The organism is Propionivibrio sp., from assembly GCF_016790145.1.
Classification (GTDB): domain Bacteria; phylum Pseudomonadota; class Gammaproteobacteria; order Burkholderiales; family Rhodocyclaceae; genus Propionivibrio.
On record NZ_JAEUOI010000105.1, the window covers coordinates 19,053 to 35,573 of the forward strand.

The 16,521-nt window shown below is 58.4% G+C and carries 14 protein-coding genes; 9 read left to right on the forward strand and 5 right to left on the reverse strand.

Translation table 11 applies throughout. The features are described from left to right. Positions 1–13 precede the first annotated feature (13 nt). Positions 14–178, reverse strand: a complete 165-nt coding sequence (locus tag JNM42_RS09415; protein WP_294268644.1) for a hypothetical protein — start codon at positions 176–178, stop codon at positions 14–16. 154 nt (positions 179–332) lie between these two features. Here JNM42_RS09415 and JNM42_RS09420 point away from each other — a divergent pair, with 154 nt between their 5' ends. The 3 genes from JNM42_RS09420 (at position 333) to JNM42_RS09430 (ending at position 3,461) form a co-directional block, all read left to right on the forward strand. Further along, positions 333–1,472, forward strand: coding sequence for an SGNH/GDSL hydrolase family protein (locus JNM42_RS09420; RefSeq protein WP_294268647.1), 1,140 nt, complete (start codon positions 333–335; stop codon positions 1,470–1,472). 191 nt (positions 1,473–1,663) lie between these two features. Next, positions 1,664–2,653, forward strand: coding sequence for a 2-hydroxyacid dehydrogenase (locus tag JNM42_RS09425; protein ID WP_294268648.1), 990 nt, complete (start codon positions 1,664–1,666; stop codon positions 2,651–2,653). 187 nt (positions 2,654–2,840) lie between these two features. Further along, the gene (locus JNM42_RS09430; RefSeq protein WP_294268650.1) at positions 2,841–3,461 is read left to right on the forward strand and encodes a carbonic anhydrase; all 621 of its coding nucleotides are present in this window, start codon (positions 2,841–2,843) and stop codon (positions 3,459–3,461) included. A gap of 42 nt (positions 3,462–3,503) precedes the next feature. Here the strand turns inward: JNM42_RS09430 and JNM42_RS09435 are convergent, their stop codons facing one another. Continuing rightward, positions 3,504–5,546 carry an acyltransferase family protein gene (locus JNM42_RS09435; RefSeq protein WP_294268652.1) on the reverse strand — a complete coding sequence of 681 codons (2,043 nt, stop codon included), beginning with the start codon at positions 5,544–5,546 and terminating at the stop codon, positions 3,504–3,506. Between the two features lie 218 nt (positions 5,547–5,764). Then, positions 5,765–7,051, reverse strand: a complete 1,287-nt coding sequence (locus tag JNM42_RS09440; protein WP_294268654.1) for an extracellular solute-binding protein — start codon at positions 7,049–7,051, stop codon at positions 5,765–5,767. Positions 7,052–7,452: 401 nt separating this feature from the next. Between JNM42_RS09440 and glgX the strand changes: the two genes are divergently transcribed. Next, positions 7,453–9,795 (forward strand): glycogen debranching protein GlgX, encoded by a 2,343-nt coding sequence (glgX, locus tag JNM42_RS09445; protein WP_294268656.1) that lies wholly within the window; start codon positions 7,453–7,455, stop codon positions 9,793–9,795. Positions 9,796–9,949: 154 nt separating this feature from the next. Here the strand turns inward: glgX and JNM42_RS09450 are convergent, their stop codons facing one another. Continuing rightward, the gene (locus tag JNM42_RS09450) at positions 9,950–10,513 is read right to left on the reverse strand and encodes a MarR family transcriptional regulator (RefSeq protein WP_294268658.1); all 564 of its coding nucleotides are present in this window, start codon (positions 10,511–10,513) and stop codon (positions 9,950–9,952) included. A gap of 110 nt (positions 10,514–10,623) precedes the next feature. Between JNM42_RS09450 and JNM42_RS09455 the strand changes: the two genes are divergently transcribed. From JNM42_RS09455 to JNM42_RS09475, 5 genes are all read left to right on the forward strand, one after another. Beyond that, entirely contained in the window at positions 10,624–10,863 is a 240-nt protein-coding gene (locus JNM42_RS09455) for a thioredoxin family protein (protein ID WP_294268661.1), read from the forward strand. A 10-nt stretch (positions 10,864–10,873) separates the two neighbouring features. Then, entirely contained in the window at positions 10,874–11,350 is a 477-nt protein-coding gene (locus tag JNM42_RS09460; RefSeq protein WP_294268663.1) for a cytochrome P460 family protein, read from the forward strand. A 12-nt stretch (positions 11,351–11,362) separates the two neighbouring features. Then, positions 11,363–11,851 carry a redoxin family protein gene (locus tag JNM42_RS09465; RefSeq protein WP_294268665.1) on the forward strand — a complete coding sequence of 163 codons (489 nt, stop codon included), beginning with the start codon at positions 11,363–11,365 and terminating at the stop codon, positions 11,849–11,851. Positions 11,852–12,387: 536 nt separating this feature from the next. After that, positions 12,388–13,023 (forward strand): glutathione S-transferase family protein, encoded by a 636-nt coding sequence (locus JNM42_RS09470; protein ID WP_294268667.1) that lies wholly within the window; start codon positions 12,388–12,390, stop codon positions 13,021–13,023. A 23-nt stretch (positions 13,024–13,046) separates the two neighbouring features. Further along, positions 13,047–15,134: a pyridoxamine 5'-phosphate oxidase family protein gene (locus JNM42_RS09475; RefSeq protein ID WP_294268669.1), complete on the forward strand. Its 2,088-nt coding sequence runs from the start codon at positions 13,047–13,049 to the stop codon at positions 15,132–15,134. 89 nt (positions 15,135–15,223) lie between these two features. Here JNM42_RS09475 and JNM42_RS09480 read toward each other — a convergent pair whose 3' ends face one another. Beyond that, positions 15,224–16,123 carry a LysR family transcriptional regulator gene (locus JNM42_RS09480; protein ID WP_294268671.1) on the reverse strand — a complete coding sequence of 300 codons (900 nt, stop codon included), beginning with the start codon at positions 16,121–16,123 and terminating at the stop codon, positions 15,224–15,226. Between the last annotated feature and the right edge of the window lie 398 nt (positions 16,124–16,521).

Consider the following 16,521-nt stretch of genomic DNA (forward strand, 5'->3'; position numbering starts at 1 on the left):
CGATAAGTGCTACTCAATGCTTGCGGTTCTGTGACTGATCGGTAGCCAGTGCGTCCTTGGGAAGACTGTGCAGCACATCATTGAGTTCCCAGGCATGCTGGCCGGGGAAGTGCTGCCCAGCACCGGCGCTGATCAGGTGATAGTCCTGAAGAGCCGAATGCAGATCAATGAAATGCATTTTATATGCTGAAAAGTCTCGTGTATTCTTGCTCTTGCGATGCCTTGCCTCGGGATACGGTATTTCAATGAGTTTGCGCCAGAACTATTCTACCTTGCACCCTTGACCCGCCTTAAACCACCCCCCGGAAACCTGTCCGCAAAGCATGAAAGCCATGAAAAAACTGCTCCTTGCACTGGTACCCACGATCATTGTGCTGCTGTTGTTCGGCCTGGGTTTCCTGGCCTGCTACTACGTGATCGGCAAGGTGCTCGACAATGAAATCCAGGGAGAGGCCAAGGCATTTACTCTCGGTCGTCTGCTGAAAGACAGTCCGGAGAAGCGAAGTGCGCTGGCAAGCACCTACCACGATCCCGGCAAGGCGTTGCAGATGTTCGACGACATTTCGTGGGCCGTCCCCAATATCCCGACGCCATTCGTCGGCACCGCACCCACACCCGGCCAGCATGGTAATGCCCATATAAACTCGATGCAATTCCGGTCTGCCAAAGAGCTGGAAATGCCGAAGCCTGAGGGCACCTACAGAATCTTCATTACCGGAGGCTCTACCGCCTATGGCAGCGGAGCGCCAGGCGATGACCAGACCATCGCCGGTTACCTGAACGCAATCCTGACCAGGCAGCTCACGCCCGTTACCAAACAGAAGTATGAAGTTTTCACCATGGCCAATCGGGCATGGGCTTCGACACATGAGCGCATTGCGATCGAGAATCGCCTTTCCGAACTTGAGCCGGACATGGTCATCTCGTTTTCCGGGGTCAACGACGTGCATTGGGGGGTGCGCGGGCGAAATGTCCTGTGGTTCCGCTCTTATGCCGACGAATACTACTGGTCGCTGATCAAACGCGTTTTCATAATCACCCGACAGCCCCCGATGCCCGAAAACACACGGATTGAAAATCCGATTGCTCCTGCCCTGGTCGCAGAACGCTTGCTCAAGAACGTCAGGATCAGTCAGTTCGTCCTGTCGGAGAAGAAGATAGATTATGTATTCGCGCTGCAACCGGCGCTGGCGGTGACCAACAAGAAATTGAGCAGCCGTGAAAAAAGCAGTTTGAAAAGCGAGGACTATTTCCGGACGTGCTACGGGCTGTTCGTAAAAGATCTGCAGAACCTGCATGGTGAAAATTTCCAGTTTGTCGATCTGTCAGGAGTGTTTGACGGTCTGGACGATCAGGAGGAGATATTTATGGATTCCTATCATTTTGGCGACAAAGGAAACGAGAAGATCGCTGAAAGCCTCTTTCTTCAGATCAAGGGCCGGCTTCTCAAGCAAGCTCGACCGCCACCCTGAATGCCCGGCAGGGTTGCTCGATTCAGCCCATAGGGCGTAAGCCGACGCATTGCACGTGCTTTGCATAAGCCAATGTCGGCTTTCGACGATGCTGGTCGAAGGAAATGCTGAGCCGGCCCAGGCAACTGCACAACCCGAGAGCGACGTCGAAATCAACTTCATTGGGTCCGACCATTTTTTGAGTATTCAGAATGAAAATCGCCGTATTCAGCGCCAAGCGCTATGACCGGGAATTCCTGAGCGCCGCCAATGTAAGCGCCGGCCATCAACTACGCTTTTTCGATGCGCCGCTGGATCTGGAAAGCGTTGCGCTGGCCAGCGGGCACGATGCTATATGCATCTTCGTCAATGACATTGCCGATGCCGCCGTGATCGAGGCGCTGGCAGGCGGCGGTACGCGGCTGGTGGCCTTGCGCTGCACCGGCTTCAACAACGTGGATATGCAGGCAGCAGCACAATTCGGCATCAAGGTGGTGCGGGTGATCACTTATTCGCCCTATTCGGTGGCCGAGCATGCGCTTGCCCTGTTGCAGGCGATCAACCGCAAGATTCACCGGGCCTACAACCGCACGCGCGATTCCAATTTCTCGCTCGACGGGCTGATGGGTTTCGATCTTCACGGGAAGACCGTCGCGGTGGTAGGAACCGGCAAGATCGGGCGCGTTTTTGCCCGTATCATGCTGGGCTTCGGTTGCCAGGTGCTCGGCTATGACAAATACCCTTCGCCCGAATTTGAAGCGCTCGGCGCCCGCTACGTCGCACCTGAGGAGATCGGTGCCAAAGCGGACATCATCTCGCTGCACTGCCCGCTGACGCCTGAAACGCATTACATCATCAATAAGGACACGCTGGCCAGGACCAAGCGCGGCGCCTTGCTGATCAACACCAGCCGCGGCGGACTGATCGACACCGAAGCCGCCATCGAAGCGCTCAAGAGCGGGCAACTGGGCGGTCTGGCGCTCGATGTCTATGAGCAGGAAGCCGATCTGTTTTTCCGCGATCTGTCGAGCACGGTCGTTTCCGACGATATGTTCCAGCGCCTTCTGTCATTCCCCAATGTCATTGTAACGGGGCATCAGGCGTTTTTTACGGAGGAGGCCATTACCACCATCTGCGAAACGACGATCAACAGCTTCACCGAGTTTGCCACCGGGCAAGCCCTGTCCAACGAGATCAGATAAATGAACCTAAAAAACGCAGTTGATCATAATGCCGATCGTAGGCACTCATCCCCGGCCCTTCTCCCGCAGGGCGAAGGGTGCAAACCCACTCGCCCTGCAAGGGATGGGGTGAGGGCCAAACACTCGCCAAACCTGGTGTTGCGGCGGTCTCGCTCAACTGCGGTTTCTCGGATGAAAGAGTCCTGTCATGAGCACCGACCCCACCGATAGGCCACTGTGGACTGCCGATGAAGCGCTCGCCCGCCTGCAGGCCGGCAACTTGCGCTTTATCAGCGGCCAGGCACGTTTTCCAACCGTGCAGAAAGAAGTTCTGGCCGATCTTGCCAGGGGGCAACAGCCCTATGTCACGATTCTGGGCTGTAGCGACAGCCGGGTGCCGCCCGAACTTGTTTTTGATGCCGGCTTCGGCGAACTGTTTGTCATCCGGGTCGCGGGCAATGTACTCGGCCCCTCAATCCTGGGAACCTTGCAGTATGCCGGCTTGCACCTGCATACCCCGCTGTTTGTCGTGATGGGCCACGAGGGTTGCGGCGCAGTCAAGGCAGCCATCGCTTCCCGCTTTGACGGCTCCCGGCAGGCCAGCCGGATCGAGATACTTCTCGAACAGATTATTCCTGCACTGGACGGCCTTGACCCGCAGGCCTCGCCGGCCGTACTGCTCAGTGCGGCGGTCGAAGCCAATGTGCGACACACCGTGCGCCAACTGCTGGCAACCCCGGAAGCCAAGGCTCGCCTGGGCGAAGGTGTCATGCGACTGGTTGGCGCCGTCTATGAACTTGAAACGGGCCGCGTTCGCTTCCTAGATTGAGACGGTCAGGCCCATCGGCCAGTTGGCAGGCGATTACCCTGGCTAGGGTCGAGCGCCTGCCCAGTCCAGGTCATCTTTCAGATAGCCAGCAAGATCGCGGGCGGTGGTGGCAGAAATGTGGTTGTTGTCGTAGTAGAGAATTTTCCCGTCCCGGACAGCGAAGCAGGTTTCTCTATCGCAGAAATAGTCCATCAGTTGCGCCAGGCGGGTGTTGGGATGCCGTTTTATGACCTCAGCGAGGGCTTCACTGCTTTGGCCAACTCCGGTTGTGTTGGTTTCGCGGGAGATGTTGCAATACGCGGCGTCTCGCGAACCGATGCACTGCGGGATCTGGTAGACCATCGACGGGATAGGACCAAGAACAAGAACACGCAAACCCAGTTTCTCCAGCGCAGTCAGCGTGGCTTCAAAATGATGCTGCATTTGGGCGTGTAGTTGAGCCCGTTTGTTTTCGTCAGCCTGAAAGTCGCCAAGTCGCTGGCTGGCCAGGCTAATGTTCGGATAGCCCAGGTAAAGAGGCCAGCGTGCAGAAATGATAACAGTTTCAAGCCCCTTGTTCTGCAACTCGGTAATTTTCTGGAGGACGCGTTGATTGAAATCAGCGCAGTAAGGCTGAGGTGTCGGTAACTGTGACTCGAAGCCAAGAATCGGGACGCATCCACCCATGGCGATTTGATAAATACCCAGCCCGGGAAAGGCTTCAATGAGCATCGGCATCATGTGGTCGGCATGTGAATCGCCCCAAAGCAGCAGTTTGGGATGTGCTTTATCCGGGCCGTGGACACAATTCTCTTCCGGTAATTTGGTGAGCGGGTGATACTGATTCAGCAGGCAGGTCAAGGGTAGACGATCCTCGCGTGCTGCCTGTATCCGGCGAAATTCGGGCGTCGACATTTGCAGCTTGTTCCAGGCCAGCAGTGCGACGGCGAGCAGTAGGGTGCACAAGATGATTCCCAGCCCGGCAAACAGCGTCGAACGATTGCGTCCAAACAGCCACGGGCGATGCAGTCGGATCGGGCGTTCGATCCAGATGAAACTCAGCCAGGCCAGGCCGAGTGCCAGCGTAACAATCAGTGCGTTATCCAGCAGATTCTGGGCACCAAGATTGTAGATCCGGTAGATGGAGAGAAGCGGCCAGTGCCACAGATACCAGGAGTAGGACAGGATTCCAATAAAGACCAGTGGACGGGCGCAGAGCACGCGACGGACAAGACCGTGTTCATTGGCGCTCAGGCCGCAAATTAGCGCCGCGCTGCCAAACACAGGAAGCATCGCCGCCCAGCCCGGAAAGGGGGTGCTGTGGGTAAAGGCGGTCACCGAGTAGATAATCAGGCCGAGGCCGGTCAGCGCAAGGGTTTCGGCATGGCGATAAAGTCGCGCATGGAAGGCGCTACCCGCCAGCCCGACGATCCCGCCGATGGCGAATTCCCATACCCGTGCAGGGAGGAGGTAAAAAGCCATATTTTGCTGTTTCGGCGTGCTGATGATGCACCAGGCGAGAGAAACCACCAGCATGGCACTCAAGGCCAGGATGACGCGCAAGCGCATCTTGTGCTCAGTGTTCGGCGTCCGGTAAAAACGGAAAAACAGCAGCAACAGCAGCGGCCACAGCAGATAGTATTGCTCCTCGATGGATAATGACCAGGTGTGCAGCAGGGGCAAGCTGAAGGACGGGTCATCGAAATAGCCGCCGGTTTTGTAAGCAAAAAAGAAGTTTGAGCCGAACACAGCCACGGCCAGTGCAGATCGCGCCAGTATGCGTTGATCACTCGATCCCGGCAGCATGAACAGCCCGCCCAGCAAGAGGGTGACCGCGAGGACCAGCAGCCCGGCCGGCATCAGCCGGCGCACCCGCCGCGCATAAAAGCCGCTCAGGCTGATACGGCCGCTTGCGATGGCCTCGTTGAAAAGCAGTCCGGTTATCAGGTAGCCTGAAATGACGAAAAAAACGTCAACGCCAACGAATCCACCGGGGAAGCCGGGAAAGCCGGCATGGTAAAAAACGACCGAAATGATGGCGATGGCGCGCAGGCCGTCGATGTCCGGGCGGTATTTGCTGGCGGTATTCAATTGTGAAGAGGGCATGGATGATGCTCGGTTTATTTCTGCTCAGACGGGCGGGCGCAGTTTACAGTGTCCCGGAATTGCTTGGCGCTATATAAACCATTCTGTCCTTTTCGGGCACCTTCCTGACGCTGGCATGACACCCTGGCTGACGAAAGGGCACCCGGAATGACGTTTCGATACTTGTTCAGTGGCTCCCTTGAGTGCCAATGACAGCCGGGTCACGAGTCGCGTGTCTCTCAGAAGGGCTGAGCCTTCTTCAGCCCTGGTTTGGCCGCAAGCACGGCATTGCCGCGAGCAACTGCGATATCAAGCGCGGCCTTGGCCGGTTTCCTGTTGGCCCAGACGGCTTCCATTTCCTCGTCGGCGATGATTCGGACCGGATCGATGTTGGCGACGCGAACACTCGGCTGGTCACCCTTGCCATCGATCGATTCATAGGCCAGTTGCAAGGTCTGGTCCTCGTTTTTCAGCAGCTTGCTGTGTGCAGCGGTCCGCGCCGCAGCGGTGAGCGGCAGGGAGCCAAAGCTGCGAACCAATTCGGTCTGCATTTCGGGCGTCAGCAGCCAGGCCACAAAACCGGCCGCTTGCCTGTAGTGTGCCGAAGGATGCCCGGCACCGGCCCACAGCGAAGCGCCATCGGCCAGCGTGTGCTGGCGACCACCATAAACATCGTCATGGAAGGGCAGCATCGCCACCCCGAGCTCGACGCCCCTGGCGTCGCGGAAATTGACGGCTTCACGCGAATCGGTGGTCAGCATCGCGCACTCGCCATTGCGGAACTTGACACTGGCCTCATCACGTCGTCCGAAGCTCTTGAAGTAACCGGCCTTGGCCCAGGTGGCCATCATTGCGACGTGCTTGACCTGTGGCAGTGCGTTGAAGCCCAGTTGTCCCTTGGCGTTCATCACCGGCACGCCGGATAGCGAGCTGATGTTGTCGATGTGCACCCATACCGGCCAGGACGACGTGTAGGGGCAGGAATAACCGGCAGCCTGGATCTTGTCGAGCATGCCCTGCATCTCGAACCAGGTTTTGGGCGGCTGCTCGGGATCGAGTTTGGCCTTGCGCAGGGCGTTCTTGTCAAAGAACAGCACCGGTGTCGAATAGACCAGGGGCAAGGCGACCAGCCGGCCTTTGGCATCGAGCACGCCGGCCTTGAGATCGGCCGAGAGTTCGCCGACATTGAGGGCTTGCCCGGCCTTGGCCATCATCTCATGGAGCGGCAGGAACCTTTTCGGTTGGATCAGAACGTCGGCCATGTCATAGCGGCTGACCAGGTTCAGTGCCGCCGGTTTCTGGCCCTTTTCGAAGCGGACCAGTTTCATCGAACCGCCATTTTCCTTGTTGTAACGATCAACCAGGGCCTGCAGGTGCTCTTCGCCAAGCGTGCCGAGGTTGTGAGCCAGTTCGGGATCGCCTGCGGCAATCGGCGCCGCTGCCGGTTTGGCTGGTTTGGCCGCCTGTGCGGAGATGCTCAGCGCAAGGCCGGCGGCGATGATTAGTGGACGGATGAAAAAAGACATATACGCTCCTTTGCGATGGCAATAACATCGCCCACGCTTGGTACGCGCGAGTGATCCCCTTACCCTTGATTATGAGGAAAGCCATGACAATTATGCCATCGGCTGGCAGGGACACTTCAGAATAGACGGCGAGTAAATCGTTAACGAAGACAACGACGCTCCGGATAAAGTTACAATCCACGGTTACGCAACATCGTTACTGCTGTGCATGATAAAAAATCCGGAGCACCTCTGGCCGTAATGGCAACGCTCAGGTTTCCAGTATTTTTGACTGGCGTTGGTTTTCGACGGTGCAGGGATTTTCCTTTAAGGTTGTTGATGCGACGCCAAAGCTTTGCTGACACGATTCATCTGTCGCCCCGCAAGCCGGGCAGAGTTCCATTCAAAATTTCCGACTCGCGATGAACAAGCTTCCGATTACTGTGGTGTGTTCCGGCCAACCCAGCCCCATCGGCGCGACCTGGGACGGAGAGGGGGTTAATTTCGCCCTGTTTTCGGCCAATGCCGAAAAGGTGGAACTGTGCGTCTTCGATTCCAGCGGCAATCATGAGCTGCAACGCCTTGAGTTGAAGGCACGCACCAATGATATCTGGCACGGTTATCTGCCGCAGGCTCGCCCGGGAATGCTGTACGGTTATCGCGTTCATGGCCGCTACCGCCCGCAGGACGGTCACCGCTTCAATGCCAACAAGCTGCTGGTCGATCCCTATGCCAGGTCGCTCGCCGGCGAGATCGAGTGGAGTGATGCCCACTTCGGGTATCGCATAGGCCACGAGCACGAGGATCTCTCCTTCGACCGCCACGACAGTGCGAGAGGCATGCCGAAGTGCCGCGTTATCGACCCGGCCTACAACTGGCAGGACGACCGGCCACCGCGCATTGCCTGGCAAGACACGGTGATCTATGAGTTGCATGTGAAGGGCTTTACGATGGGCCATCCGGGGGTACCGCCCGAGCTGCGCGGCACTTACGCCGGGTTGGCGAGCGCACCGGCGATCGAGCATTTCAAGCGGCTCGGCGTCACCGCCGTGGAACTCCTGCCGGTGCACGCCTTTGCCCACGACCGCCATCTGGTTGAAAAGGGTTTGTGCAATTTCTGGGGCTACAACTCGCTTGCTTTCCTTTCGCCCGATCTTCGCTATGCGGCCACCGGTCGCATCTCGGAGTTCAAGACCATGGTCAAGACGCTCCATGCCGCTGGAATCGAGGTCATTCTCGATGTGGTCTATAACCACACGGCAGAAGGCAATCAAATGGGCCCGACCCTGAGCCTGCGCGGCATCGACAACGCCAGCTACTACCGGCTGGTGCCCGGCAACGCCCGCTACTACATGGATTACACCGGTTGCGGCAACACGCTCGACACGGCCAATCCGCGCGTTCTCGATCTCGTTCGTGACAGCCTGCGTTACTGGGTCGAGGACATGCACGTCGACGGTTTTCGCTTCGATCTCGCGGTCGCATTGACACGCGGCATGACCGGCGTCGAAATGGGTAGTGCGTTTCTCGAGGAGATCACGCGCGACCCGGTGCTCTCGCAGGTCAAACTGATCGCCGAGCCCTGGGATCTCGGCCTCGGCGGCTACCAGCTGGGCGGCTTCCCGCAGGGCTGGTCGGAATGGAACGACCGCTACCGCGACACCCTGCGCGCCTTCGGCAAGGCCGACGCCGAGACGCTCGGCGAGTTTGCCACCCGCTTTACCGGCTCCAGCGATCGCTACGAGCGGAACGGACGTACGCCACAGGCCAGCATAAACTTCATTACCGCCCACGACGGCTTTACCCTGCACGATCTGGTCAGTTACAACCACAAGCACAACGAAGCCAATCTGGAGGGCAATCGGGATGGCACCGACAACAACCTGAGCTGGAACTGCGGTGTCGAGGGTTCCACCGACGATGACGCCATCAACACCCTGCGCCGGCGCCAGAAGCGCAACTTCCTGACCCTGCTCCTGCTCTCGCAGGGCGTGCCCATGCTGCTTGCCGGCGACGAGATGGGGCGCTCGCAGGGCGGCAACAACAACGCCTACTGCCAGGACAACGAGATCTCCTGGGTGGACTGGAGCTTTGGGCGCGAAGAGCGCCAGCTCTTCGGATTCGTTCGGCGCCTGATCCGGCTACGGCGCGCGCGCCCGATTCTGCGCCGGGGCGAGTTCTTCCAGGGACGACCCGTTGCTGACGGGGGGGTAAAGGAAATCATGTGGTTCCGCCCTGACGGGCGCGAGATGGACGAGCAGGCCTGGAGTCAGTCGCATGCGCGCTGCATCGGTATTTTTCTTGCAGCGGAGCCGTGGGCCGCAACGACACGCGGCAAGCGCCATGCGCATGCCAACACTTTCCGGGGCTGGTTGTCGTCACTGCTACGCGGCCTGTTCAAGGCTGGCACAGGGACTGAAAACCACACCGATGCGCACGTATCCCTGTTGCACCGATTGTTGGGCAGGATTCGATCCCCGGAACTTGCGGCCGGCAACGGCAGTTTTCTGATTCTGGTCAATGCTCACCACGATACGATCCCGTTTTTGATCCCCCGACTCGATGAACTCCTGCTCTGGTCTACGCTCATTGACACGTACTTCGAGGACGGGCGGAAATCGAACGGACGCCTGCAGCCGGGCGAGTCCTATGCCTTGCACGGACGTTCGATCGCGGTACTGCAGGCGGTGAGCAAACGGCGGACGCTGCTGAGCATTTTTGCGAAATCGGGACGCACGTCGTCAGGACAGTTCCCGAATCCGTGACCAAGATTCACGCCTACTCGAGTTTCCGACAACAGGTGGGTGTATTTAGATCAACAGTCATTCGCCGGTATCGCGGTATTGTCGGCGAATGGCCGGAGCGCAGAGATAAGGTTCCATCGTCCAGGCTGGCACCTCAAGCCGGGATAGGCTTGAATCAAACGCACTCTTCTGTTACTGCTGCCCACTCACGACAGATGCGAACAGTTTGTTCGGTGGCCAGCGGCTCGTTTGTCAGCCCGCAGCGTGCGCCGTTTTCCTCGGTCAGAAAGTGGGCGCACTGCCGGCAGAGGCCGAAGGCGCGCTGCCCGTTGACGCGTTGCATGGCCGCGAGAAGGTTGCGCAGTGTGCTTTCGAGTGCGGTCGCCTCAACATCTCGTTCGCAGAGTGCCTGCTCCACGCGCTCGACCCAGCTCTCGCTCAATACAGACTCGCCTGCGCGGGTCAGTTTCAAGTGCACACGCTTGCCGTGTCGGGCGTCCGGCTCCTTGGTCAGCAATCCCCTGCGCTCCAGCACGGCGAGCGTCTGCGACACCGTCCCGCGGGTGATGCCGAAATACTCCGCAATGGCGATGGGCAGGTCGCTGTACCGATTGGCCCGCACAAGGTAGTGCAGCACCTGAATGTGGATGGGCTGCAGCCCGTGCCGCGTCGCATCGTCACGAACGGACTGCTGAATCAGCGCCCCCAGGCGCTCGAGCAGGAGTGAAGTTTGGCTCATGCCCGTAATGTATCGTCTCGATGCACCTCTTGACAAGGATCATATGGCGACACTAAACTATATTATGCATCGAGTCGATGCATAAAAAACCATCAGCGAAGGAGTCCATCATGAGTAAAGCCACAGCCTTGTTTTTCCACGCCGGCTGCCCGGTGTGCGTGTCCGCCGAGCAGCAATTTGTTCAGGCCCTTGATCCTGAGCGGTATTCCGTCGACGTCGTGCATCTGGGTCAGGAGAAAGCTCGCATCGCAGAGGCCGAGCGTTTCGGCGTGAAGTCGGTGCCCGCACTGGTTGTGGGCGGGTTGCCGTTCCATATCAACTTCGGCGCTGCGCTGGCCGATCTGAAGTAAGGAGGTCGCCATGAACCGTTTACTCATTGCGCTGGCCATGGCCTCGTTCGTCCAGCCAATTTTTGCCGCCGATCCTGAAGTGCCTTTTCCGGCAGGCTATCGCGGCTGGCATCACGTCAAGAGCATGGTGATCGATCAAGGACATCCGCTGTTCGAAGCCTTCGGCGGCATCCATCATCTGTATGCCAACCCGAAAGCAATGGCCGGCTACAAGGCTGGAAAATTCCCGGACGGTTCAGTCATCGTGTTCGATCTCCTGGAGGCAAAGACAGCCGATAACGCCGTGACCGAGGGCGCACGCAAGGTCGTCGGCGTGATGCACAAGGATGCGAAGAAATATGCCGCGACCGGTGGCTGGGGCTTTGAAGGCTTTGGCGGCGGCGACAAAACCAGTCGCGTGGTGCGCAACAACGCCGCCAGCGCCTGCTTTGCCTGCCATGCTCCGCAAAAAGACCACGACTATGTGTTCAGCCGGTTGCGCGACTAAGGAGGATCTGCAATGAGTGAAATGCCGATGGCGCCGGACTGGCAGGTCAGCCAGTGGTTCAACACCCTGGCGCCATTGAGCCTGGCGCAGTTGCACGGGCGGGTGATTCTGCTGCACGCTTTCCAGATGCTGTGTCCGGGCTGCGTCAGTCATGCCATACCCCAGGCGGAACGGGTGCATCGGGAATACGCCGGCGACGGAGTGGCCGTCATCGGCCTGCATACGGTCTTCGAGCACCACACGGCGATGATGCCGGTGGCACTCGAAGCCTTCTTGCACGAATACCGGGTGACCCACCCGGTGGGTGTGGATGTCGCGGTAGCGGGCGACCCGATTCCGGCGACCATGCGTCTTTACGGGATGCGGGGCACGCCCACGCTGATCCTCATCGACCGTGCCGGGAAGCAGCGCCTGCACGAATTCGGGCGTATGGATGATCTCAGATTGGGAATTCGGCTCGGCCAGTTGCTCGCCGAAGAGGCGAAGATGGTGGCGGACTAAGCCGCCGCGTCGAACTGCTGTGTCACGCCGGACGGCTGTGGAGGACTCGAGAAAAGGCTGGAGACATTCCGCTTTTTTATCGACAATTGAAACGCAGTTGAGCGTAATGCCAATATCGTAGGCCCTCATCCCCGGCCCTTCTCCCGCAGGGCGAAGGGTGCAAACCCCCTCTCCCTGCGGGAAAGGGCTGGGGTGAGGGCGAAACCCTAGCCAAACTTGGTGTTGTGGCGGTCGCGCTCAACTACGGTTTCCGAGTTGATTTGTTCCGTGTGTTGCCTGGCGTTGCAGATCCCCCATCGTTGGGGTAAAGGTGAAATCACACTCGATTTCCAAGCGCGGTAGATGCTGTGCCCAAATAGCGGCCTATCGATTATTCCACTTGCCGGAATAGTAAGTTACATGAAATGGGGATTCAGTGTGCTTCAGTTAAGGTTGATGATGAAGGCCTGTTGTCGCCTCGTTTCGTCACACGACAGAACGGGTTTCAGGCAACTCAAGCGCAACCACGTTGCTAACGACACTCCTGGAGAATTCATATGACTAGCAAACCAAGCAACCCGATCAAGCTCTATCGTCACCCGCTGTCCGGTCACTCGCATCGCGTGCAACTGATGCTTTCCTTGTTGAATCTGCCCACTGAACTGGTAGAAGTGGACTTGATGAAGGGCGCCCACAAGCAGCCTGAGTTTCTGGCGATGAATGCCTTCGGTCAGGTTCCGGTGCTTGATGACAACGGTACCATCCTGGCCGATTCGAACGGCATTCTGGTATATCTGGCGCGCCGCTATGGTGACGCGAGCTGGCTGCCAAAAGATGCCCTGGGCGAAGCCGCGGTGCAGCGCTGGCTATCCGTTGCCGCCGGGCAAATTGCATTTGGTCCGGCGGCAGCGCGATTGGTCACGGTATTCGGCGCCAAGCTGAACGCGGACGACCTGATTGCGCGATCGCATGCACTTCTGAAGGTGATGGAAGTCGAACTGTCGAAGCAAGCTTTCCTGGCCGGGAACCATATCACCATCGCCGACGTCGCGGCTTACACTTACATCGCTCACGCACCGGAAGGCAATGTGTCGTTAAGCGACTATCCGAAGGTGCGCGGCTGGCTGAGCGCGATTGAATCAGTGCCGGGTTTCGTTGGCATGAAAAAAACGGCAGCCGGAATGGCGGCCTGAATTTGAATCGACGGAGGCAGAGCATGGGAATTGAAGCGACGGGACCCTGGCACAGGGGCGAGCGCGAAATGCAGGAACGCCTCGGTGTGGCCGGGCGCATGCAAAGCGTCGGCAGCCGGGTCATCCGCGACTATATGCCGGATGAGCATCGCGCCTTCTATGCTCAAGTACCCTTTCTCGTCCTCGCCGCCGTCGATGCGGCGGGCGATCCATGGGTCACTTTGCTTGAGGGCGAGCCACCCATTGCGCGCTCGCCCGATCCGAAACATCTTGAGATCGACGCGCTGCCGGCAATCGGCGACCCAGTACGCAATGGATTGCAGCTCGGCGATTCAATCGGCCTGCTGGGAATCGAGCTGCCGACGCGCCGACGCAATCGGGTTAATGGAAAAATCGTGCATCGCGGTGCGAACCAGCTCGGCCTGGCCGTTGAACACTCCTTCGGCAATTGTCCGCAATACATACAGACGCGACATGCATCGTCATCTGAAGAATCAATGGCAGCGGGCGCTGGCGCTGAACCCTTGTACGGGTCGGTAGAAATCCTGTCCGGACTCGATGATGAGGCTCGCGCTACTATTGTCGCGGCCGATACATTCTTTGTGGCGAGTTACGTTGATGTCAACGGCAGCAAAGAGACTCGACAAGTCGATGCTTCGCATCGCGGCGGCAAGCAAGGCTTTGTTCGCGTCGACCAAAATGTCCTGACCATCCCTGATTTTGCCGGCAATCTGTTTTTCAATACACTGGGCAACCTGTATAGCAACCCTAGAGCAGGTCTGGTATTCGTCGACTTTGCCAGCGGCGACCTGCTGCAACTCACCGGGCGCACCGAGCTGGTGCTGGATGGCGACGAGGTAACCTGCTTCCAGGGCGCTGAACGCCTTTGGCGACTGCAGGTCACCCGGCTCGTGCGTCGTCGTGCCGTACTCAAACGGCGCTGGGCCCTGGACAATTTTTCACCCAATTCCTTGATGACGGGATCGTGGCAGGAGGCACTGGCGCGGCAAAAGGCAATGGCGCTACGAAATGACTGGCGGCCCTTTCGCGTCATGCGCATCGTCGATGAGAGCACTACGATCAAGTCGATCTATCTCGAACCAGCCGACAGCGCGGGTCTGCCCGTGTTCAAAGCCGGGCAGCATTTGCCGATCCGGCTGGTTACCACAGCGGGCAGCGCGCCGGTCATTCGCACTTATACCTTGTCGCTTGCTCCATCAGACGGCGTCTACCGCATCAGCGTCAAACGCGAAGGTGTGGTGTCAACCTATATCCATGAGCAACTGAGCGTTGGAAGTGAGTTGGAAGCCCGCGCACCCCTGGGTGATTTTGTGGTCGATGCTGCAGAGCACCGGCCCCTGGTATTGCTTTCGGCTGGCGTCGGTATCACGCCACTGTTGGCGATGCTGCGTCATGTCGTGTACGAGGGCCTGCGCAACCGGCGAGTGCGCCCCAGCTATTTTGTGTACTCGGCGCGAACCAGGGCTGAGCGTGCGTTTGATCGCGAACTGCGTGAGCTGGTTGTTCGCGGCGGGGAGGCGATTCAGGTCATTCGATTGCTCAGTCAGCCGGAAGCCGATGCGCGTGAAGGTGTCGACTATGAAGTTCGTGGTCGAATCGACATGCAGTTGCTCAAGGCTCTTCTGCCATTCGATGACTATGATTTTTATCTGTGTGGCCCGGGCAAATTTATCCAGGACATCTATGATGGCCTGCGTGCGCTGCGCATTCCCGATGATCGAATCCACGCCGAACAGTTCGGTCCCGCGAGCTTGCGCCGCAGCGGCGCCAGCGAATCTGAAGCGAGCGCATACACGAACCTGCCGGCGGCCGATATTGATGTAACGATCGTCTTCTCAAAATCCGCCAGGGAAGCCACTTGGTCGCCAGACAGCGGGAGTCTTCTCGATCTTGCCGAGACGCACGGCCTGTCACCCGAGTTCAGTTGCCGGGGCGGGTCTTGCGGTACCTGCAAGACCCGAATTCTCGCTGGTCATGTCAGCCATACTTCGCTGCCCGGAGTTCGTCTGGAGCCCGACGAAGTGCTGATCTGCTGTGCCGTGCCAGCCGCAACCGGCGACCACGCTGCATCCCTGGTGCTCGATTTATAGCACAGAGTTACAGTACGCGCTGCACGCCGAGCGCTGTCAGGAGACTGCGGCCCCGGCGGAAAAACAACTCAATCTGGTGGGGCTCCAATTCAGTTGATTGCAGGGTTGGCGCGAAGGCGATCGATCGCCAGGTCAAGAAAGGTCCGAACGCGGTGTGCGGCATGGCGGCCTTCACGGTGAAGCACATGTACCGGCAGCATCGCTGGTTCATAATCGCTGAGCACTATCTTTAGCTCGCCAGAGCGCACGCGGTCGGCAACCTGGTAGGACATCAGGCGGGTAAGACCCAAGCCGCCGAGCGCTGCCGCAATCGCCGAGTCATTGGTCGACGTCGTCAGGCGGGGTGCCAGCTTGATGCCGTAAGTGGTGCCCTTGTCGACGAACTTCCAATCGGATGACGGCGTCACTGCGCTGGCAACGACGATATCGTGTCCGACCAGATCTCCTGGCGATTTCGGAACTCCGCGTCGCTCAAGATACGCAGGCGCAGCACAGATCACCCGTCGTACCTGCCCAACCCGAATCGCCTGCATCGACGAATCGGGGAGGTCGCCAATGCGCACCGCGACGTCCATCCCCTCGTCCAACAGGTTGACCAGGCGGTCAAGGAACAAGCAACTGGCAGTGACCTCGGGGTAACGCTGTAGATATTCGGCGACGATGGGGGTAACGAACAGGGCGCCGAACAGCACCGGCGCAGTCAAAGCAAGGCGTCCACTCGGCGCGCCGTGCAGGCCTCTCACCGACTCGTCGGCTTCGCTCAGCTCGGCCAGAATCCGCCGGCAATCCTCGACATAGCGGGCACCCGGCTCAGTGACCAGGACAACCCGTGTTGTTCTGGTGAGCAAGCGGACAGCGAGCTCATTCTCCAGATCGTTGATTGCCCGCGTCACCACCGGCGGAGAAACCTTGAGCTTGCGCGCTGCACCGGCAAAACCATTGCAATCGACCACCGCTACTAAGATCCTGATCTGTTGGAGCTTGTCCATACCGTTCCTTTTTGTAGCAATAGCTCATCCTGTTTTCTGCTGATTCTTTTCGCTGACTAATAACAATAGAGTATCGTCATTTGCTGACTGAATTGCGAGTTGATTGAACGGGTCGGTGGAAATTGACCGACCAGGACAGTGACAGCTCTTGTATTTCGAGGTTTTCCAAATGAGTTCGGGCACTGACCAGTGCAGAGCCTGGAATGGCAATCGGATCAATCGGCCAACCGGATTTCTTGACATGGATTTTGATTACGCCACTCGAATCTTGTTCTCCAGACGTTTTGCTGGAGAAAATGCTGAACGGTAACCACCAACACGCTCCCGACTTTCATGCCATATTTCGGCATCTGCCCGGCGCTATGGAAACTAATCTAGCAGTGCAAGCAGCACATCTG

What these genes read in the sequence shown, in the direction of transcription:
- JNM42_RS09415 (WP_294268644.1), bottom strand. Translation starts at nt 178, where the DNA reads ATGCATTTCATTGATCTGCATTCGGCTCTTCAGGACTATCACCTGATC.
- JNM42_RS09420 (WP_294268647.1), top strand. Translation starts at nt 333, where the DNA reads ATGAAAAAACTGCTCCTTGCACTGGTACCCACGATCATTGTGCTGCTG.
- JNM42_RS09425 (WP_294268648.1), top strand. Translation starts at nt 1,664, where the DNA reads ATGAAAATCGCCGTATTCAGCGCCAAGCGCTATGACCGGGAATTCCTG.
- JNM42_RS09430 (WP_294268650.1), top strand. Translation starts at nt 2,841, where the DNA reads ATGAGCACCGACCCCACCGATAGGCCACTGTGGACTGCCGATGAAGCG.
- JNM42_RS09435 (WP_294268652.1), bottom strand. Translation starts at nt 5,546, where the DNA reads ATGCCCTCTTCACAATTGAATACCGCCAGCAAATACCGCCCGGACATC.
- JNM42_RS09440 (WP_294268654.1), bottom strand. Translation starts at nt 7,051, where the DNA reads ATGTCTTTTTTCATCCGTCCACTAATCATCGCCGCCGGCCTTGCGCTG.
- glgX (WP_294268656.1), top strand. Translation starts at nt 7,453, where the DNA reads ATGAACAAGCTTCCGATTACTGTGGTGTGTTCCGGCCAACCCAGCCCC.
- JNM42_RS09450 (WP_294268658.1), bottom strand. Translation starts at nt 10,513, where the DNA reads ATGAGCCAAACTTCACTCCTGCTCGAGCGCCTGGGGGCGCTGATTCAG.
- JNM42_RS09455 (WP_294268661.1), top strand. Translation starts at nt 10,624, where the DNA reads ATGAGTAAAGCCACAGCCTTGTTTTTCCACGCCGGCTGCCCGGTGTGC.
- JNM42_RS09460 (WP_294268663.1), top strand. Translation starts at nt 10,874, where the DNA reads ATGAACCGTTTACTCATTGCGCTGGCCATGGCCTCGTTCGTCCAGCCA.
- JNM42_RS09465 (WP_294268665.1), top strand. Translation starts at nt 11,363, where the DNA reads ATGAGTGAAATGCCGATGGCGCCGGACTGGCAGGTCAGCCAGTGGTTC.
- JNM42_RS09470 (WP_294268667.1), top strand. Translation starts at nt 12,388, where the DNA reads ATGACTAGCAAACCAAGCAACCCGATCAAGCTCTATCGTCACCCGCTG.
- JNM42_RS09475 (WP_294268669.1), top strand. Translation starts at nt 13,047, where the DNA reads ATGGGAATTGAAGCGACGGGACCCTGGCACAGGGGCGAGCGCGAAATG.
- JNM42_RS09480 (WP_294268671.1), bottom strand. Translation starts at nt 16,123, where the DNA reads ATGGACAAGCTCCAACAGATCAGGATCTTAGTAGCGGTGGTCGATTGC.